This window comes from Lewinella sp. 4G2 (assembly GCF_001625015.1).
Classification (GTDB): Bacteria; Bacteroidota; Bacteroidia; order Chitinophagales; family Saprospiraceae; genus Neolewinella.
In genome coordinates this window covers 452,647-472,840 of sequence record NZ_LVWJ02000014.1, presented here as the reverse complement: position 1 = coordinate 472,840, position 20,194 = coordinate 452,647, and the positions used below count along the sequence as shown (strand labels likewise).

The window sequence follows — 20,194 nt, the reverse complement described above, 5'->3', positions numbered from 1 at the left end:
CGTTAAAGGTAATAGCGCGGCGGATTAGCGTTCGCGAATAGCCCAAACTCTACCTTCGCAAACGATGACCCAGTTGCGCAGCAAATTGAACAACATCTTCGCCAAGAACCCCTACGGCTACTTGCTGAAGATGGCCTGGACCTACGCGGCCGGGATGCGCGGGCGTTACCTGCTCATCTACGCGCTATTTACCGGCGTGAACCTGGTGGTCTCGCTGCAACCGATCTTCTGGGGCTACTTCGTCAATTTCCTGCAGGTAGGGGAGGGCGACCTGATCACCGGCAGCCTTTATTACGTGCTGGCCTATCTGGGCATTATCCTGGTCACCTGGGCTTTTCAGTGGCCGGCGCGGTTGATGGAGCGCAAAATGGCTTTCGAAATTGGTGAGCGCCTGTTACTGGAGAGTTACGACAAGATCGTCCACCTGCCCCTCGGCTGGCACCGGGAACATCACAGTGGGGATACGATCAACCGTGCCCGCAAGGCTTACGAGGCGCTGAAGGGGTTCTTTGACAATGGATTCGCCTACTTCCAGACGATGGCGCGGATGGCGATCGCGATTGGCGCCATCATCTACTTCAGCCCGCTGTTCGGGGCGATCGCCGGGGTGTTTGGCGTCATCATCCTCCTCACCGTGCTCTACTTTGACGGGCCCATCATCAAAGCCAACCAAGAAACCAACGACCGGGAGAACGACCTGCTGGCCAGCCTGACCGATAACCTGGGAAACATCATTACCGTAAAGACGCTCCGCCTCGGAGCACAAACGGCAGCGGTGATTAAAAAGCGGATCGCTAACATTTGGCCGCCCTTCCTGCGGAATACGAAAATCAACGAGTTTAAGTGGTTCGCCGTTGCGGTGGAGAGCGGGGTGATGTACTGCCTGTTGGTTTTTGGCTACGTGTACCTGAACTACACCCCGGGGGAAGCCTTCCTGATTGGTGGCCTCGTGACGCTCGTCGGCTACGTCAATCAATTCACCGGCATGCTGTTCAACCTGACGGGGCAGTATAACCAGATCATCAAATTCCGGTCGGACCTCTCCGCCATCGAACCCATTTACGCCGACGCGGCGCGCGAGAGCCGGCCCCAACTCAGTGGTCACCTCAACCGGGATTGGCAAAGCCTCACCGTGCAAAACCTCACCTTCCGGTACGGGCAGGACGGTGGCGGCATCCACGGCCTCCACCTCAACTTGCCTCGTGGTAAACGGATCGCCCTCATCGGCCCCAGTGGCAGCGGTAAAACGACGGCGCTCTACACCCTCCGCGGCCTCTACCCACCCGAGCGGATCGAGATCAGTTTCGATAGCCGGGCACCCGTAAAGAACGCAGCGGAACTGTACGAGCAGACGACGCTCATCCCCCAAACCCCGGAGATCTTCGAAGATACCTTCCGCAACAACCTCACGATGGGCCTGCCCCGCGCGGAAGCGGCGATTGCGCACGCCATCGAAGTATCCGTCCTCGCCGAAGTGATCGAAGCGGCAGAATCCGGTCTCGATACTTTCCTCGCCGAGGGCGGTGCCAACCTGAGTGGTGGCCAGCGGCAGCGCCTCAGCATCGCCCGGGGTTTGCTGGCCGCGCAATCCTCCACTTTGCTGTTACTCGATGAACCCACTTCGAGCCTCGACCCCAAAACCGAAGTCGACGTCTACGAACGCCTCTTCGCCGCCTACCCCGAGAAGACAATCGTGAGTACCCTTCACCGCCTGCATCTGCTCCGTTTCTTCGATCACATTTACTACTTGGAGAACGGTAAAGTCACCGCTGAAGGCAGTTTGGCGGAACTGCTGGCAACTAGCGGGGCTTTCAGGAGTTTGTACGACAAGCAAATAGTAGGGTAGTACGTAGTCGGGTAGTCGGGTAGTCCGACGCACTACCCGACTACGCTACTACCCGACTACCCAACTAGAAATATGGACAGCCTCTCTCAAATCGTACTTGGTGCCGCCGTCGGCGAAGCCGTCCTGGGCCGCAAGGTCGGCAACCGGGCCATGTTGTGGGGTGGCATTTGTGGTACGTTGCCGGATCTGGACGTCTTTGCCAACGCCGTCAGCGACCCGATGAGTGCGCTGGCGTACCACCGCGCGTTTACCCACAGTTTGCCGTTTGCGTTGCTGGCTGCGCCGTTGGTTGGGCTGGCGATTCACCGCTTTTACGGGGGCAAGGAGGGGCCGGTGCCGGGGCGGGCGGCCTTCCCGATCCTGCTGGTGGCGTTCTACGTGTTGCTCACGGTTGGGTCCTTGCTGATGCCAATTGAAGTATATAAGGTCCCGCAAATCACGTTGGTCATCACCCTGGTTTTCGCCGCCATTTTCCTAGGCGTGGGTGGCCTGCGCTGGTTGCGGGGCTTTCCGGACGTGCTGCAGAACGCCGGTTGGCGGGGTTGGTCCTGGCTAGCGTTTGCGGCCATCGTTACCCATCCCTTGCTGGATTGTTTCACGGCTTATGGCACTCAATTTCTGCAACCTTTCGCCAGTAGCCGCATCGCCTGGAACACCATTTCCGTAGCGGACCCGTTGTACACCATTCCCTTCCTCATCCTCCTCATTTGGGCGCGGACGCGGGTGCAGGGGACGGGGGCAAGAAGGAAACTCAACACCGCGGGGCTCATCCTCAGTTCCGCGTACCTGCTGCTGACCGTGGTGAATTACTTCAACGTGGAAAGTGTGATGGACGATACCCTGGCCGACCGGGGGATCGTAGCGGAGCAACGAGTGGTTTCCCCATCCATTTTGAACAACATCCTGTGGTCCGGTACCGCGAAGGGGGCGGACGGCATCTACTACTTCAGCCAGTACAGCCTCTTCGACCAGGAACGGAACTTCGCCCCCTTCATCCGGATCGACGGCAACCACAAACTCATCGCCCCCTACGTGGAGGACCGGGACGTGCGTATCCTCCGTTGGTTCACGAAAGAATACTACGGGGTGATCCCGACCGAAAGTGCCGGGACGGTGCAGGTCAACGATCTCCGCTACGGCCTCATCGCCGATGATCCAAATGACCCCACCTCCTACATCTTCAGCTGGCGGTTGGATACGACGCGCCGGCCGGTACAAGTCGTCCAGGAATTCGCCGGCCCGCGGGAGGAGATGGAACCCTCCGTTTGGTTGGGGAAATTGTGGGAGCGGCTGCAAGGAGTTTGAGTTGCGAGTTGCAAGTATCAAGTTGCAAGACTCGACACTTGCAACTTGATACTCGCAACTAGTGCCTTGCACCATTCAAATAAACGCCTTACTTTTGCCCCGCTTTAGCGCAAATTCTCCGCGGGTGTGGTGAAATTGGTATACACGCTAGATTTAGGATCTAGTGCAGCAATGCGTGAAGGTTCGAGTCCTTTCACCCGCACACTTTTTACAAGTTATTACGGCTCGCCCTCGGGTGGGCCGTTCTTTTCCCCGGTAACCCAGGTACGGGCAGAACCGGAAAAAACAACGCAGTACATGCCTAACGTAAGTTTCGAAAAAACCAGCGACGTCCTCGGTAAGATCACCGTCGACATGTCAAAGCAAGAACTCAACGAGAAGATCAACGCCGAGCTGAAGAAGCAGCGGGGTAAGGTCAGCATGAAGGGTTTCCGGAAGGGGAAGGTCCCCATGTCCACCCTCCGTAAGATGATGGGTAACGACATCCTGGGCCAGATCCTCGATAACGAAGTACGCGAATCCCTCTTCGGCTACATCGAAGAGAACAAGATCGACCTGATCTTCAGCCCCCGCCCCATCGAGGAAGAGGGTACCCCGATGATCACCGCCTCCAACGTGCAGGACCTCTCCCTGAAGTACGAAGTGGCCATCGAACCGGAATTCAGCTACGAGATCCCCAATGAGGCGATTGATTACTACGTACTGGACGTCCCCACCGAAGATATCGACAAGGCCGTATCCAGTATGCTCAAGCGTGCCGGTAAGAGCGAGGAACTCACCGAAGGCGCCGTGGGCGAGGATGACGTACTGAGCGTCACCTTCACCGAAGCCGGCCCCGTGGAAGAGAAGATCACCAACTCCACCAAGTTGTACCTCGACGCGCTGACGGACGAATCCAAGGAACTCTTCCTCGGTAAGGAGATTGGCGACACCGTCACCGTTGCTGACCTCTCCACGCTGGAGAACGACAGCACCGATACCTACGTGAAGAAGTACTTCCTCGACCTGGAAGACGTGGACACCGACATCACCGGTAAGTCCTTCGACGTGAAGATCGACGGCATCACCCGCGTCACCCCATCAGAGATGACGACCGACTTCTTCAAGGAGTACGACCCCTCCGGCGCCGTCGCCACCGAAGGTGAACTGCGTGACGACATCGTTGCTAAGCAGTCCGCCGGCTTCCAGCAGCAGGCGGACGGAATGGCCAACTTCGCCATCCAGAAAGCCCTCGTGGAGAACACTACGATGGAGCTGCCCGAAGAATTCATGCGCGAAGTCAATAAGGGTGAAGACACCCCTTACGACCTCTTCGAGCGGGGCGTTCGCTGGATGCTCATCCGCAACAAGTTTGCCGCCGACGAAGAGATCAAGCTCGAGTACGAAGACATCAAGGAAGAAGCCGTCCAGGCCCTCATGCAGATGCTCGGTGGCCAGCGCCCCGATTTCCTGACGGACGACTTCATCGAAAGCTACGTCCAGCGCGCCCTCCAGGACGAAGAGCAACGGAACCAACTCTCCAGCAACGCCATCGAAAAGAAGATCATGGCCGCCCTACGCGATAAGGTGACCCTGAACGAGATCAGCGTTGACGCGGATGCGTTTAATGACGTGATCAAGCAATTTAATGAGGAGAATAACCCTACCCCGGCTGCCGCCGAGGAGGAGTAAATTTCCGGTTTCCGACCTCCGGTCGGGATTGTCAGACGCCTTCATCCCACTTTGGGGTGAAGGCGTTTTTTTTGGAGGGATTTGATTAACGAAAACCCGGGGTCGAACGGCTGCGCCGTCTTGAACTTGGGCTATCATGATGATCCCTACCGGGATCCCTTGTAGCAAAGCGCCGCAGGCCTCTCTTGCTCCCCAACCTCCCCAACTCCTGCGAAATAGCGCCGCAGGCCTCTCCTGTTCCTCAACCTCACCAGCTCCTGCGACACAATTCCGTCGTTTGCTCCCAACTTCTCATTCGTAGAATGGGCCACCTAACGGTGTGCCATCGCTACACAAGCCGACCCTTCGGGGCGGGCAGATAACACAGCGCCGCAGGCCTCTCTTGCTCCCCACCCTCTCCAACTCCTGCGAAATAACGCCGCAGGCCTTTCCTACTCCCCAACCTCACCAGTTCCTGCGAAACAATTCCGTCGTTTGCTCCCAACCTCTCATTCGTAGAATGGGCCACCTAACGGTGTGCCATCGCTACTCAGGCCGACCCTTCGGGGCGGGCAGGTAACACAGCGCCGCAGGCCTCTCCTGCTCCCCAACCTCCCCAACTCCTGCGAAATAGCGCCGCAGGCCTCTAGTTCTCCTTCGCTCTACCTCTCCTGCGAAAAAAATTCTGCTAAAAAGCCTCGGCCACTCCACCTCCTCCGCTTCCTCCCTGGCAACCGCCGGAGGCACCCCGAAGCCAAGGGAAAATCCAAACCGCCAGGCTACACCCTGTTATACTCGCCGGCCCAGGAATACGAAGGCCACCAACGAACCACCCCCCCGCGCCAAGTGTACATAAACCACCCAGGGGAGATGCCTTCGCCTTTCCCCACCGCTCCTCGCCTTTATGATCGGACAAAACTTTAAGCAGAAGCAATCCCAGACGGCCAGCCCCCGCCAGATCCAGTTGATGGAGTTGGTGCAGCTACCCATCGGCCAACTGGAAGCCCGGATCAAGGAGGAACTGGAAAAGAACCCGACGCTGGAAGAAGCCCCGCCCGAAGAACGCGAGCGGCAGGAAGACCGCCTGGAACGAGACGGCGAAGGGCAAGCCGAGGAACGCAACTCTGAATACGACGACGATTACTTCCAGCAATACTTGGAGGACGACCCCACCAGCTACAACCAGAAGAGCCAGAGAGACGAGGACTACGCCGCCCCCGGTAGCTATACGGCGGACGAAACGAGCTTTCTCGAACACCTCGAGAACCAACTCAACGCCGTAGAATTCGAAACGCCGCTGGACCGCCTGATCGCCCAACAGATCATCGGTAACCTGGACGGGGACGGCTACCTCCAACGCAAGCTCTCCGCCATCTCGGATGACCTGCTCATTGGGGCCAACCTGGACGTACCCGTCAAGCGCATCCGTGAAGTGCTGGCCGTCGTCCAAACCCTGGAACCCATCGGGATTGCCGCCCGGGACCTGCAAGAGTGCCTCCTGATCCAAATCAACCACAAGGTGGATAATGGTGATGATATTGATGATATGCGGTTTGCGGACATCGTCCTCGCCCAACGCATCATCAAGGAGCACTTCGACCTTTTTTCTAAGAAGCACTACGATAAGCTCATCGACAAACTGGGCGTCGACGAGGATGAGCTGCGGGATGCCCTTAAAGAGATCCTTCGTCTCAACCCCAAACCCGCCAGCGGGCTCAGTGGGGTAGCCGGAGGGCGGGGAGCGCGCACCGTGGTACCGGATTTCGTTCTTACCACTCAGGATGGGGAGCTCAAGCTCAGCCTCACCGCCCGCAATGCTCCGGACCTGAAGGTGAGCGACCACTACCAGGAGATGTTGCGCGACTACCGCGAGAAACAAAAGGCCAGCGGCAAACTTACCCTGGCGCAGAAGCAGGCGGCGGGGTTCATCCGCCAGAATATTGACTCCGCCAGTTGGTTCATCGAAGCTATTCAGCAACGGCAGCAGACGCTTTATTCGGTCATGCACGCCATCATGCGCTACCAGGAAGCCTTTTTCCGCAGCGGGGACGTGAAGGATCTGCGGCCCATGATCCTGAAGGATATCGGTGCCATGACCGGGTTGGACATCAGTACCGTCAGCCGGGTAGCCAATAGCAAATTCGTCCAGACGGATTACGGGACCTACGGCCTGCGCGAGTTCTTCAGTGAAGGGATGACCAACCAGGAGGGCGAGGAAGTCAGCACCACCGAGATCAAGGATGTGCTCAAAAGCATCATCGACGAGGAAAACAAACGCAAACCACTCGCGGACGGAACCCTGCAAAAGGAACTGGCCAAACGCGGATACGAGATAGCTCGCCGGACGGTCGCTAAATACCGGGAGCAACTTGGCTTGCCGGTCGCCAGATTGCGCAAGGAGCTCTAGAGACTGGCGCTTTCAGTCAGCCGTGCGTATCCCGTTTGCGCGGCCATCAGGGCGTAAAATTTTGCCTCCCGCTCAATCGGCCTATATTAGCCAGCGTTTAAGTCAAGTCCCCCCCACAACAGTTTTCAGCCACGCCCCTAAACTTTTACCATGCCTAACCCCACCGACCAGGTCGTCAACAACGAAGATGAATTCCGTTTCGAGATCGTCAGCGGCTCCCAAACTTCCATTTTAGATTATCGCTTGGGCCGTAAGCGGATCGCGCTCGTCCACACCGAAGTGCCTGATGAATTGCAGGGCCAGGGTCTCGGCTCCGCCCTCGTGGCTTTTGCCCTCCAACACGCAAAGGACAAGGGTCTGATGGTACTGCCGTACTGCCCCTTCGTCGCGGCCTACCTGGAACGCCACCCGGAATGGAGCGACATCGTCGCTGAGATCTAGTGGTCCTTGCCCTCTTTTTGCTGGCCGCCGTCGTTCAATTGGCCTATTGGCTCTTCGTGCTGGCGAGCGCTTACCGGCCCAAAGCCCAACGTAAAGTCGATTCGCTGGATCAGCCAGCACCCGTATCCGTGATTGTCTGTTTTCGCAACGAAGCGGCTACGCTCGCGCGCCTCGTCAATAAGATTTTGGCTCAGCAGTACGCTGTTGAATTCGAATTGGTGCTGGTGGACGATAATTCCACGGATGATTCCGTCGCAGCCATCCAGCCGTTCTTATCGTCCGACCCCCGTGTCCGTTTAGTCACGCCTGGTCCTACGCGCCCCGGCAAGAAAGATGCGCTTTCCTTTGGCATTCAATCCGCCCGGCACGACCACTTGTTGTTGACGGATGCGGATTGTGTGCCGGCTAGTCCGGACTGGTTGCGGTCCATGACGCAGCCGTTGCGCGATGGGAAAGAATTAACCCTGGGCGTATCTCCTTATTTGGCCTCCAAATCTCTCCTGAGCCGGTGGCAGCAGTTTGAATCGGTATACGTCAGCCTCAAATATTTGGGGTTTGCGCGTCGGGGGTTGCCCTACATGGGCGTCGGCCGCAACCTCGCTTACACCCGTTCCTTTTTTGAGCGGTCTGGCGGCTTCACCAGCCACGCCGACGTTGCGAGCGGCGACGATGATTTGCTCGTGAGTGGGAACGCTGAAGCTTCGTCCACGGCTAGCGTTACTACGGCGGCGGCCTGGGCGTTCAGCCACCCACAACCTACCTGGTCGGCTTATTTGAAGCAGCGGGCGCGCCATCAATCCACGGGCGTTCGTTACCCGAAGGGGGTGGCGGCGGCCCTCACGTTATTGGCGGCTAGCCACGGTTTTTTCTACCTTTTGGGGGTTGCTGCAATCCTGCAGGGTCACGCTTGGCCGGTGCTTACGCTTTACCTCCTGCGCCTTATCGTGCAAGTTTTTGCCTACGCGTCACCTTTCCAACAATTAAGGCAAGCTGATCATTCGGGCGCTGCCGCGGGTGCGGAGCAAGGACCGAGTAATTGGATCGGGCTAATCTCTTGGGTAGCCTTCTTTGACGCCTGGGTGGGGCCGGCGTATTTGTACCTCGCGCTAGCGGGAGGGGTTGGGCGGAAGGAGTGGTAGGGTATCAGGGCTAAAGAGAATTTTTCCAGGAGGTGCAACCCCGCAATTCTTGTTCCGTCTTTGATCCCTGAAGGAACCCTACTAAACACTTATTTAATATGCTTTCTGTTGCTTCTAAATTAAGTACCTACGTACTACTAGCCCTCTCTCTTTTCCTGTTGGCCTCCTGTGAGGATGACGACAACAATAGGAGCGTCGTGGGGTCCGGAACCCTGATTACCGAAACACGTGACGTGCCTGCATTTACGGGAATTAGTGTCTCCGGTAGCACCGAGGTAACCGTTATTAACGGCACCCCGTTTACGGTCCAAATCACGGCCGACGACAACGTGATGGATATGGTAGAGACGGAGGTCAACAATGGCGAGTTGGACATTTCCGTAGATGCCAACAATGTCCGTAACGTGACGCTGCTGGCTACAATTACGATGCCCTCCCTCAATAGTATCAATGGAAGCGGTGCCACGACTTATGATATTGGCGCCTTCTCCCAAACCAATAGTGATCTATCGGTCGATCTCTCAGGCGCAGCAAAGGCAACCATCACCGGTGCGGTCTTCGACGATCTGAACGTCAACCTTTCCGGCGCGTCGGAGGCTTTCTGCTTTTCGTCCCTGGTTAATTCCGCTACGGTAGATCTTTCGGGGTCCTCCACACTGGAAGTCAACGTGGAGGAACTACTCACCGGAGAAGTCTCGGGTTCCTCTACGGTGCGTTACCGCAATAACCCAGAGGTGACCGTGGCTACTTCGGGATCGTCCAGCGTCGTAGATGCAAACTGATTCTTCTCCTAGCTCCTTTAAACTCCGTAAATTCAACTGCCATGACTCGTTTCTCCGCACTCCTTTTACTCCTTTTTGCTTTCTCATTGTCCGTTACCGCCCAACGCTCCGTCGTGGGCTCCGGTAAACTGATCAAGCAGGAGCGTTCCCTGGATGACTTTAGTGGGCTAGATATCTCTGGTGCAGTTCAGGCTACGATTACTTACGGATCTGCCTACCGGGTGGAAATTACCGCCGACGACAACTTGGTGGACCACGTTGAAACCGAGGTCAGAGGAGAGCGCCTGGTCATCAAAATGAAATCGCGCTACAGCTACAACAACGCAACCGTGCGCGCTACCGTCGTGATGCCCTACCTCAAGGAAGTGCGAGGGTCAGGTGCCTCTCGCTTGGTGATCGAAGGCTTCCAGCAGGCAGGGAAGTCAATTGAGCTGGATGTGTCCGGCGCCACGAACGTAAGCTTTAAGGATTCCCGGGCGGGGATGGTGGACCTGAATGCTTCCGGTGCGGCAAGTATTGACCTAACGGGAATCCCAGTGGAGCAAGCCAAGATTGAAGTGGCGGGAGCCTCTTCCGTCAAACTCAACGCTTCGGATCACGTACGGGGTAACGCCAGTGGGGCGAGTTCGGTCCGGGTCTCCGGGGGTGCTTCCATTGATGTTGAGTCAAGCGGAGCTTCCCGGGTACGGTAAGTCCCTCCACTTTAAAGGTATTTGCGAGACGTTAACGGACGGTCAATGGGTTCGGGGGTTAGGTCCCCTTCCAATTACCTTTGCACCTGCGGCAGCGCCCTCATCCATCGGGTGGATAGCCGCATCCAACTTCCCAGCCCTACCCGCATGCGTTTTTCCGCCCTGGCCACCGTGGCCATTTTCTTCCTTGGCCTACCCGCGCTGAGTGCCCAGGCTCCGACCTACAGTACCCAACGCCTGGTGGGGGAAGCCCCGACGATTGACGGCGACATTTCCGACACCGTCTGGAACCAGGTGCCGTGGGCCGATCTGAATTACCAGGTGGAGCCCGATGATGCGGCGCCCGTTTCTCAGGAAACGCGGTTCAAGATCTTGTACGACAAGAAGAACCTGTACGTTGCCTACCGGGCGTTTGACGACGAGCCGAAGAAGATTGAAGCACGACTGGGCCGGCGCGATGATTTTCCCGGCGACTACGTAGAGATCAACTTCGACAGCTTCAACGATAAGCGAACCGGATTCTCCTTTTCCAGCTCCGTGAGCGGCGTGCGGGGGGATGAATTTATCAGCAACGACGGGAATAATTGGGACAGCAACTGGAACCCGTTCTGGTTTATGAAGGCCCGCCAGGATTCGTTGGGCTACACCGTGGAAGCGCGGATTCCCTTCAGCCAGCTCCGCTTCGGGAAGGACCCCAGCCAGAAATGGGGCCTGCAGGTGACGCGCCTGAATTTTCGCGAAGGAGAACGCGATAGCTGGGCCCCGGTAAAGCAGGCAGAAAATGGTTGGGTAAGCCGCTTCGGCACGCTTACGGGTATCGAAGGCGTAAAGGCCCGCAAACCGCTGGAAATTCAACCTTACGTACTGACCCAACTCCGCACTGGTGGTGATTTTGACGCGAATGACCCCTTCGACCGGAAGACGGATACCCGCGCCAGCGTGGGCGTAGATGGCCGGATCGGCATAACGAACGATATTGCCGTAGACTTTACCGTGAACCCAGACTTTGGCCAAGTGGAGGCGGACCCGGGTGCCATCAATCTCGATGGGTTTCAAATTTTCTTCCGGGAACAGCGGCCCTTCTTCGTGGAGAACGCCAACATCTTCGACTATCGCCTCACTCAATCGGAGGCGGGTGGAAATTATACGGGGGACCTACTTTTTTACAGCCGCCGGATCGGGGGCACGCCCAGCCGTTTTGTGCAGGGCGACCCGGTGAACGGACGCTACGTGAAGCAACCCGAGAATACGACCATATTGGGCGCCGCGAAGGTGAGTGGAAAGACGCAGAGTGGCCTTTCGCTCGGTCTGTTGAGTTCCGTTACCGAACGCGAAATCGCGGACATCATCGACATCGACGAAGAAAGCCGGCAGGTGGTGGAGCCACTGACGAGCTACAACGTAGGCCGGGTGCAGCAAGATTTTAACGACCGTCAAAGCAGCATCGGCGTCATTCTGACGTCGGTAAACCGCGACCTGGAGGGGCTGGAGGATCTGCAATTCCTGCACGACGCGGCGTACTCCGGGGGGCTGGACCTCGTTCACCGCTGGAAGAACCGGGCCTGGCAACTGCGCGCTAATCTCCTCGCCAGCCAGGTGCGGGGGACGGAGCAAGCCATTACCCGGACGCAGCGCTCCTTCGAGCACCTCTTCCAACGGCCGGATGCGGACCACCTTGAAGTAGATACGACGCTGCGCAGCCTGGCCGGAACGGGCGGAACGGTAACGGTGGGCAATTTCGCCGGCGATTGGATCTTTGAGGCCGGTGCCACCTACCGCAGTCCGGGGCTGGAGCTGAACGACATTGGCTTTCTGAGTAATACCGACCAGATCAACGCTTTTGCCTGGGGGGCCAGGGTCTGGCGGAAACCGCAGGGCATCTTCAACCGCCGGCAGTGGAACCATAACCTTTACTTCGGGTGGGATTTTGACGGCTCCTCTCTGGGGCGGAGTTACAACACGAACTATAACGCCACCTTTAAGAATTTCTCCTTCGCCCGGGTTTTCCTCAACCTGGAACAGCAGGACGTAAATAAGAATGCGTTGCGGGGTGGGCCGCTACTGCGCCGCTCACCGGGCTTCTTCACGGGGGCTTTTGTGCGGTCGGATGAACGCAAGCCGGTTACACTCGCCCTCTTCGGCCGGGGCGGCGGCTCTTACGATGGCAATACGTGGGGGAGGGGTGCCGGTTTTGAAGTCCGTTGGCAAGCTAACGACGCCCTGGGCCTGAGTTTTGAACCCACTTACAACTGGGGCGGCCGGAATGACCAATTTATCAGTATTGAGGAAGTAGATGGAGAGCAACGTTACGTACACGGCCGGATCGAAAACGAGACCCTCACGCTGACGGTGCGGGCCATATATAACCTGACGCCAGACTTCACCGTGCAGTACTACGCCCAACCCTTCATTACGCGGGGGACGTATACCGACTTCAATCGCCTAGGTGATGCGGACGCGCGGGACTTCACGGAGCGCTTCCCCCGGTACGCGGAGGGGCAGGTTTCCTTTAATGAGGAGGCCGGCGTGTATTCCGTAGATGATAACCTGGACCGAGCGGTGGACTATACGTTTGACGACCCGGATTTCAATTTCGTGCAGTTTCGGTCTAACCTGGTCTTTCGCTGGGAGTACCGGCCGAGCTCGACGCTCTTCTTCGTTTGGCAGCAGGGCGTGACGGGTGGGGCGGACCCGAGCCAGAACGTGTACGAGACCTTCGCGACGGATCTGTTTGACTCGGAGATTCGGAATACGTTTTTGGTGAAAGCGGCTTACCGGTGGGTGCGGTGAGGGGAAGTCTATAGTCCGTAGTCTACAGTCTGCAGCGCTATAGACTACAGACTGTAGACTACAGACTGTTTACCCCATCTTCCGTCTCGTCTTCTTATCGAAGAGATTGGTGTTGTTTTTCTTTTTGACCTTTTTGTTGTTGATCTTATCGACGGCGGGGCACCCGGATTTACGGCTGCAGCTGCTCACGAAAAGGCAGGAAAGCGCGATAAACAAAAGGCTCAGGAGGTAAACACGCTTAGCTCTCATGCGTTGTAGTGACTGTTATTGATGGCTAAACAACGGTAGAAACCGGTGTTTTGACCTAAAAAACGTTCAAAAATCACATTTTTAGCAAGAATTGTTGTGGGTTCACGCTCCAACGTCAATATTTGCTAGACATTTTTAATCCATCCCCCTTAAAATTCTACTACTATGAACAAAGGAGAACTCGTGGCATCCATTGCCGAAAAAGCAGACATCACGCAGAGCCAGGCTGAATCAGCACTGGCCGCTACCCTCGAAAGCATCCAGGATGCACTGAAATCTGGCGACAGCGTAAGCCTCGTAGGTTTCGGTACCTTCTCTGCCAACGAGCGCCCCGCGCGCGACGGCCGCAACCCACGTACTGGTGAGACGATTCGCATCGCCGCCAAGACGGTTGCCAAGTTCAAGCCCGGCAAGAAACTGAGCGATAGCCTGAACTAAGGTTGATCGCACGATCGAAAGCTACGGTGGCTCATCTTCTTTGGAAGGTGGGCCACTGTTCGTTTTGGGAGGAGGGTGTTTTCTACAAGAAGGCAAGGGAGGATAAGAAGGATAAGGGGATGTGGCTCCGCCAGACCAGTGCTGCTCGTCTCAGTCGTCTCTTCCCCCTTAATCTTCTTTGCGAAACAAACCCCTAGTTGCGCGCAGCGCATCCCTCCTTTCCCCCTTTGTCTCCTTTAACCCCTTGTCGAAAACATCTCCCACCGCCCCTTCGCACAAAGTGCACCACCACCCGTTAGAATGCAGCTACGGCAAGCGGAAAAGCGGACTTAGTTTCACAATTAAACTAATTAACCCGTATCTTGCCTAAGGATTAATCTTGAGAACCCAGCCCTCAGCTTACGGGCTATCCAAACCACACTATTTATGCCAGACATCCAGAAACTTGAATCCATCGCCAGCCAGGTTCGGCGCGATATTATCCGGCAGGTCTCGCTCTGCCAAAGTGGCCACCCCGGCGGCTCCCTCGGCAACGCCGATCTGTTGACCGCACTTTACTTTGAGGTAATGAAGCACGATACCTCATTTAATATGGAGGCGAAGGGGGAAGACGTATTCTTCCTCTCCAACGGCCACATCAGCCCCGTCTTCTACAGCGTACTGGCCCGTGCTGGTTACTTCCCCGTAGAGGAACTGGCTACCTTCCGCCAGATCAATTCTCGCGTGCAGGGCCACCCAACTACCCACGAGGGTCTGCCCGGCGTCCGTATTGCTTCCGGTTCCCTCGGACAGGGCGTCAGCGTTGCGTGCGGTATGGCCTTAGCCAAAAAAATGAACGGCGACGACCGGACGGTCTTCGTACTGACCGGCGACGGTGAGCAGCAAGAAGGACAAATTTGGGAAGCGGCCCTGTTCGCTCCCCACAACAAATTGGACAACCTCGTGCTCATCATCGATGACAACGGCCAGCAGATCGACGGCCCCACGGAGGAAGTACTTAAGCTCGGCAACTTCGCCGATAAGTACGAGGCCTTCGGCTGGAACATCCACCACATGGATGGCAACAACATGGAGGAAACTGTCCGGGTACTCAAGGAAGTACAGGAGATGCGCAACGGCAAGCCCTGCTGTATCGTCATGAAAACCGAAATGGGCCAGGGCGTCGACTTCATGGTCGGTACCCACAAGTGGCACGGTAAGGCGCCGAACGCGGAACAGACCGAGACGGCGCTGAACCAGCTGGAGGAGACGTTGGGGGATTTTCCGGCGTGATCAGTTACTAGTCTGTAGTCTATAGTCTATAGTGACACTGCGACTACAGACTGCAGACTGTATCCCCAAAAATCGGCGAAAGCCATTCAATAACAATAACAACCATAGCAAATGCTATCCCTAGATAAACTACAATCCACCGGCAAGAAAGCTACCCGCGACGGGTTCGGTGCCGGACTCAAAGCCGCCGGCGACAAGCACGACAACGTGATCATGCTGACGGCTGACCTTCGTGGCTCCATGAAGTCCGAAGATTTCATCACGACTTACCCCGACCGCTTCGTGCAGTGTGGTATTTCCGAAGCTAATATGATGGGCGTTGCCGCCGGTCTGGCCACCGCTGGGAAGATCCCCATGACGACGACCTTCGCTAACTTCTCTACCGGCCGCGTCTACGATCAGATCCGCCAGAGTATCGCTTACAGCGATAAGAACGTGAAGATCTGTGCCAGCCACGCCGGCCTTACGCTCGGTGAGGATGGGGCAACCCACCAGATCCTGGAGGACATCGGCATGATGCGGATGTTGCCCGGCATGACGGTCATCAACCCCTGCGATTACAACCAGACCAAAGCCGCCGTGCAGGCCATCGCCGAGCACCACGGCCCGGTTTACCTCCGCTTCGGCCGCCCCGGTTGGCCCATCTTCATTCCGGAAGACCAGGAGTTCGTGATCGGTAAAGCCCTTCACCTGAACGAGGGCTCCGACGTTTCCATCTTCGCCACCGGCCACCTCGTCTGGTACGCCATTGAAGCCGCCCGCGAACTGGCCAAAGAAGGCATCAGCGTGGACCTGATCAACATCCACACCATCAAGCCTCTGGATGAAGAAGCCGTGATCGCCTCCGCCAAAAAGACCGGTGCCGTAGTTTCCTGCGAGGAACACAACAAGTACGGTGGTCTAGGTAGCGCCATCTCCGAATGCCTCTCCATGAATCACCCGACCCGCCAGGAATTCGTCGCCACTGACGATACCTTCGGTGAATCCGGCACTGCCGAGCAACTGCTCGATAAGTATGGCCTTGGGATCAAGGATATCGTTGCTGCTGCGAAGCGTGCGGTTGCTGCGAAGGGGTAAAACCTCTAGTACGGACATAGAAAAACGGCTTCTCTCGGTTGAGGGAAGCCGTTTTTTTTTTTTAGTCTGTAGTCTACAGTCTGTAGTCTGAGGTGTCACGCTAGCAACTACAGACTATAGACTGCAGACTAAAGACTAACTACTGTGGAATACGCAATTTCTGCCCAGGATAAATCTTATCCGGGTGCTCCAGCATCGGCTTATTCGCTTCGAAAATCTGCTGGTACTTCATCGGGTCGCCGTACATCGCTTTGGAGATCTTGGAGAGGCTATCTCCGGATTGGACGGTGTAGTACTTGGCTTCCACGGTAGGGTTGGCTACGTTGAGTTGGTTGTCAACGGAACCGACGCCTTCGACGTTACCGAGGGCGAGGATGACCCGCTCCGCGGTGGGCGTATCGTGCGCCGTGCCGGTGACGATGACCTGCTCGCAGAGTTCCAGCTTGAGGTCGTTGACGTTAAGGCCAAGGCGAGCAATCTCCTGCTCGAGCTTCTGTGTCTTGGTGAGGACGACCTCTTTGGTCACCTCTTCTTCTTTTTTGCCGAAGATCTTGCGGCCCTTGTCTTTAAGGAAGGAAATGAGTCCCATAAAATGAATAGGTTTATTTGATGAAAGAATAACGGGCAACGGAATTGCTCCGCCGGCCCATTATAACAAGCGGATTACGGAAGAACCTTGTTCGCGGCCAACTTTTTAATTTTTACCCCCTCATCCCATGTTCAAGCAAGACGTTCGCATCACCCTGGCCCGTAAAAAGACGGAACTCAAGCAGATCATTGACCTGCAACGGGCCAACCTGAAGGCGGCCCTCAGTGAGGAGGAGGCCACCGATCAGGGTTTCGTCACCGCCGTGCACGACTATGACGTCCTGGAAGAAATGAACAGCGCTACGGCCGCCGTCATCGCAAAGGACGGTACCCGCGTGGTTGGCTACGCCCTGGCCATGACGCGCGACTTCGCCGATAAGGTGCCTACCCTCACCGCCGTTTGGGAAATACAGGATGGTGCCGAACTCAACGGAGAAATACTCGGGAACGTCAACTACCTCGGGATGGGGCAGGTCTGCGTGGATAAGGAATACCGCGGCCGCAAACTGGTGGACCGGATGTATAAGTACCTGCGCACCTGCTACAGTTTGCACTACCCCTACCTCATCACCTCCATCGACGAGCATAACACCCGTTCCCGCCGCGTCCACCAACGAATGCGTTTTCAAGAACTGCGGACGGCCACGGCGCCCACCGGGCAGGAATGGGTCGTCGTCGGGTGGGACTGGCGTAAGTAGGGTAGGGGGCATAGTGATCTCCCGCGCAACTTTCCACCCATTCAATCGGTTTGCACGGTAGAATTACTTGAAACCCAGACAAAGTCCGCACTTCCGCGGCCCGCATACGTTAGGACGACGAATACAGAATTACCGTCCACTTTCGCGGTTACACCCAGCATAACAACCTAATGGCTAATAAGAAAACGAAGGGCGCAAAGCTCAAGGCGCGTGATTTGGAACGCGCAATCCTCAAGGAACTGAAACTGAACGACCGCAAGCAGTACAATCCCAAACAACTCATCCGGAAACTGAAGATCAAAAACTCTCAGGATTCCGTCCTCTCCGCACTGGAGAAACTCGAACAGCAAAAGACTGTACGCAGCAACGGCGACTACAAGTACCAGATCGCCCGCAATTACCAGCAACAAACCAGCTCGGACTACATCGAAGGCCGCGTCGACAAAACCCGCTCCGGCGATGCTTACATCGTCGTGGACGGTGACGACCAGGACATCTTCGTCCCCGGCCGCCGCCTCGGCAACGCCCAGGATGGTGATAAGGTGAAGGTCCGCTACTGGACGCTCACCCGCCGCCGCAAGCCGGAGGGAGAAGTGACGGAAGTCCTCGAACGCAGCGTCACTCACTTCGTCGGTACCTACAAAGAGTACCCTAAGTACGCCGAAGTCGAGGTCGACCAGCCCGGCAGCACGACCAAGCTGCTCGTCGCCGTCCACCGCGCCGAGAACCTCGGGGCGGAGACGAACGAGAAAGTCGTCGTCCGCATCGATAACTGGGAAGCCAACCGCTTCGGCCAGTTGTCGGGAACGCTCACGGCCGTCCTCGGCGAGGAAGGCAGCAGCGAGATCGAGATGCAGTCCATCCTCATCAACAATGGCTTCCAGATCACCTTCCCGGATGACGTCATCGCCGAGAGCGAGGCACTACCCGCCAAGATCAGCCCCCAGGAGATCAACATCCGCCGCGACATGCGGGAGGTGACCACCTTCACGATTGACCCCCTGACCGCCAAGGACTTCGATGACGCGCTTTCCATCCAACACCTGGAGAATGGCCAGATCGAGGTCGGTGTCCACATTGCGGACGTGAGCCACTACGTCCGGCCCGGCAGTGCCCTCGACCGGGAGGCCGCCGAACGCACGACGAGCGTTTACCTCGTCGATCGGGTTTGCCCGATGCTCCCCGAGCGCATCTCCAACGAACTCTGTTCCCTCCGCCCCCACGAGGACAAACTGACCTTCTCGGCCGTTTTCACGCTGGACCCCAAGACCTACCAGATCCGCAAACGCTGGTTTGGCCGCACCGTCACCCACTCCGACCGCCGCTTCACCTACGAGGAGGCCCAGGAAGTGCTGGATACGGATAAAGGCGACTTTGTCGAGGAGCTCCACCTGCTCGACAAGATCTCCAAGGTGCTCCGCAAGAAGCGCTTCAAGGAAGGCGCCATCGATTTCGCGACCAACGAGGTCCGCTTCCGCCTGGCGGATGACGGCACCCCGCTGGAAGTTTACATCAAGGAGCGTATCGACACCAATATGTTGATCGAGGACTTCATGTTGCTCGCCAACAAGGAGGTCGCCACCTACATCATCAAGAAGGAGGAACGGCTGAAGGAGAACATCCCCTTCGTCTACCGCGTCCACGACGAGCCCGACATCGACAAGGTGACCGAACTGGCCCGCTTCGCCGAATCCCTCGGCTACGAGATGGACCTGCGCACGCCGCAAAGTATCGCCAAGTCCTACACCGCCCTGCTCTCCAAAGCCGCCGAAGACCCCATGGTGAAGATGCTTTCGCCCATTGCGATCCGTACGATGGCCAAGGCCATTTATACTACGGAAAACATCGGCCACTACGGGCTGGGCTTCGATAATTACAGCCACTTCACGAGCCCCATCCGCCGCTACGCCGACGTGCTGGTGCACCGGATCCTGGATAAGAACCTCGAAAAGGGCAGCCTCTACAAGGCCAACGCCATGAAACTCGAGGAAACTTGCAAGCACATCTCCGCCCAGGAGCGCAAGGCGACCACCGCCGAACGGGAATCCATCAAGTACAAGCAGACCGAGTTCATGCTCGATAACATCGGCGAGGAATTCGACGGCATCATCAATGGCCTGGCCGACTTCGGCGTCTTCGTGGAACTCAGCGCCAACTTCGTAGAAGGCATGATCAGCTACGACGATATGGACGAGCCCTACGACATCGGCCCCGGCAAACTCTACATCACCGGCAAAAAATCCGGCAAGCGCCTGAAGATGGGCGACGCCCTCCGCGTCCGCATCGAAGACGTAGACCTCGACCGCCGCCGCATCGATATGGCCCTGGTGGACGTGCTTGAAATTCACGGCACTTCTGGGGAAGATGAGCAAAAGGCTAAGCGAACTCCTCGTTCTAACAGTAGCGGTAGCACCCGCCCATCCCGTTCTAAAACCCGAAAGTCTTCCAAATCAGGCGCTGCCGCAGGTGCGAACAAAGGACCTAGGAAGGGACGTGGGGGGAAGCGGCGTTAGGGGGAAATGGTTGCTTGGGGGGATGGAACCTTTTGATTGGCTTCGTTGGGAAATGCCCGGCAATGATTTCTCCAGGGTTCGCCACGGAGGGATGGAACGGTAGCTATTGTAATCGAAAGTTCCCATTTTTTTTCTATTCGATATTGTCATTGGTTACATTCATGCACACGATATGTGGAACGATAATTTACCCACACGAAAGGGCTATTAACTACTATTTACTGTCTGGTCTCATAGAATGATACTGCCGCGGGAGATATTTGATGTATGCTCCTCAGAAAGACCTATTACCCTATATTCATAATTT

General features: G+C 56.7%; 16 protein-coding genes and 1 tRNA gene. 15 read left to right on the top strand and 2 right to left on the bottom strand.

Annotated elements, in window-relative coordinates; translation table 11 throughout:
• Positions 1 to 64 precede the first annotated feature (64 nt).
• The 10 genes from A3850_RS03455 to A3850_RS03415 all read left to right on the top strand — a co-directional run bounded on the left by A3850_RS03455 (position 65) and on the right by A3850_RS03415 (position 13,052).
• Positions 65 to 1,846, top strand: coding sequence for an ABC transporter ATP-binding protein (locus A3850_RS03455; RefSeq protein WP_068214229.1), 1,782 nt, complete (start codon positions 65 to 67; stop codon positions 1,844 to 1,846).
• A 72-nt stretch (positions 1,847 to 1,918) separates the two neighbouring features.
• Positions 1,919 to 3,151 (top strand): metal-dependent hydrolase, encoded by a 1,233-nt coding sequence (locus tag A3850_RS03450; RefSeq protein WP_068214227.1) that lies wholly within the window; start codon positions 1,919 to 1,921, stop codon positions 3,149 to 3,151.
• A 120-nt stretch (positions 3,152 to 3,271) separates the two neighbouring features.
• Positions 3,272 to 3,353, top strand: a tRNA-Leu gene (locus A3850_RS03445).
• Between the two features lie 95 nt (positions 3,354 to 3,448).
• Positions 3,449 to 4,822, top strand: coding sequence for a trigger factor (locus A3850_RS19185; RefSeq protein WP_197493976.1), 1,374 nt, complete (start codon positions 3,449 to 3,451; stop codon positions 4,820 to 4,822).
• Between the two features lie 883 nt (positions 4,823 to 5,705).
• Positions 5,706 to 7,208 carry an RNA polymerase factor sigma-54 gene (gene rpoN / locus A3850_RS03440; RefSeq protein ID WP_068214225.1) on the top strand — a complete coding sequence of 501 codons (1,503 nt, stop codon included), beginning with the start codon at positions 5,706 to 5,708 and terminating at the stop codon, positions 7,206 to 7,208.
• Positions 7,209 to 7,358: 150 nt separating this feature from the next.
• On the top strand, positions 7,359 to 7,649 hold the full coding sequence (locus A3850_RS03435) for a GNAT family N-acetyltransferase (protein ID WP_068214223.1): 291 nt from the start codon (positions 7,359 to 7,361) through the stop codon (positions 7,647 to 7,649).
• Complete coding sequence (locus tag A3850_RS03430; protein WP_068214222.1) at positions 7,649 to 8,788, top strand: glycosyltransferase; 1,140 nt, start codon at positions 7,649 to 7,651, stop codon at positions 8,786 to 8,788. Before A3850_RS03435 ends, A3850_RS03430 begins: the two co-directional genes overlap by 1 nt.
• Before the next feature lie 98 nt (positions 8,789 to 8,886).
• Positions 8,887 to 9,570: a GIN domain-containing protein gene (locus A3850_RS03425; protein ID WP_082921593.1), complete on the top strand. Its 684-nt coding sequence runs from the start codon at positions 8,887 to 8,889 to the stop codon at positions 9,568 to 9,570.
• 41 nt (positions 9,571 to 9,611) lie between these two features.
• Positions 9,612 to 10,262, top strand: coding sequence for a GIN domain-containing protein (locus tag A3850_RS03420; RefSeq protein ID WP_068214218.1), 651 nt, complete (start codon positions 9,612 to 9,614; stop codon positions 10,260 to 10,262).
• A gap of 147 nt (positions 10,263 to 10,409) precedes the next feature.
• On the top strand, positions 10,410 to 13,052 hold the full coding sequence (locus tag A3850_RS03415; RefSeq protein WP_068219371.1) for a DUF5916 domain-containing protein: 2,643 nt from the start codon (positions 10,410 to 10,412) through the stop codon (positions 13,050 to 13,052).
• A gap of 69 nt (positions 13,053 to 13,121) precedes the next feature.
• Here the strand turns inward: A3850_RS03415 and A3850_RS03410 are convergent, their stop codons facing one another.
• On the bottom strand, positions 13,122 to 13,301 hold the full coding sequence (locus A3850_RS03410; protein WP_068214216.1) for a hypothetical protein: 180 nt from the start codon (positions 13,299 to 13,301) through the stop codon (positions 13,122 to 13,124).
• A 165-nt stretch (positions 13,302 to 13,466) separates the two neighbouring features.
• Between A3850_RS03410 and A3850_RS03405 the strand changes: the two genes are divergently transcribed.
• The 3 genes from A3850_RS03405 to A3850_RS03395 all read left to right on the top strand — a co-directional run bounded on the left by A3850_RS03405 (position 13,467) and on the right by A3850_RS03395 (position 16,088).
• Positions 13,467 to 13,739, top strand: coding sequence for an HU family DNA-binding protein (locus A3850_RS03405; RefSeq protein ID WP_068214214.1), 273 nt, complete (start codon positions 13,467 to 13,469; stop codon positions 13,737 to 13,739).
• 426 nt (positions 13,740 to 14,165) lie between these two features.
• A complete protein-coding gene (locus A3850_RS03400; RefSeq protein ID WP_068214213.1) occupies positions 14,166 to 15,011 on the top strand; it encodes a transketolase in 846 nt (281 codons plus the stop codon).
• 111 nt (positions 15,012 to 15,122) lie between these two features.
• Positions 15,123 to 16,088 carry a transketolase family protein gene (locus tag A3850_RS03395; protein WP_068214209.1) on the top strand — a complete coding sequence of 322 codons (966 nt, stop codon included), beginning with the start codon at positions 15,123 to 15,125 and terminating at the stop codon, positions 16,086 to 16,088.
• Positions 16,089 to 16,227: 139 nt separating this feature from the next.
• On the opposite strand, the gene lysM is transcribed toward A3850_RS03395, so the two are convergent.
• Positions 16,228 to 16,677 (bottom strand): peptidoglycan-binding protein LysM, encoded by a 450-nt coding sequence (gene lysM, locus A3850_RS03390; RefSeq protein ID WP_068214207.1) that lies wholly within the window; start codon positions 16,675 to 16,677, stop codon positions 16,228 to 16,230.
• Between the two features lie 127 nt (positions 16,678 to 16,804).
• On the opposite strand from lysM, the gene A3850_RS03385 reads away from it, so the two are divergent.
• Together A3850_RS03385 and rnr are read left to right on the top strand one after the other, a co-directional pair.
• Positions 16,805 to 17,374, top strand: coding sequence for a GNAT family N-acetyltransferase (locus tag A3850_RS03385; protein ID WP_068214206.1), 570 nt, complete (start codon positions 16,805 to 16,807; stop codon positions 17,372 to 17,374).
• A gap of 170 nt (positions 17,375 to 17,544) precedes the next feature.
• Positions 17,545 to 19,887: a ribonuclease R gene (gene rnr, locus A3850_RS03380; protein WP_068214204.1), complete on the top strand. Its 2,343-nt coding sequence runs from the start codon at positions 17,545 to 17,547 to the stop codon at positions 19,885 to 19,887.
• Positions 19,888 to 20,194 lie beyond the last annotated feature (307 nt).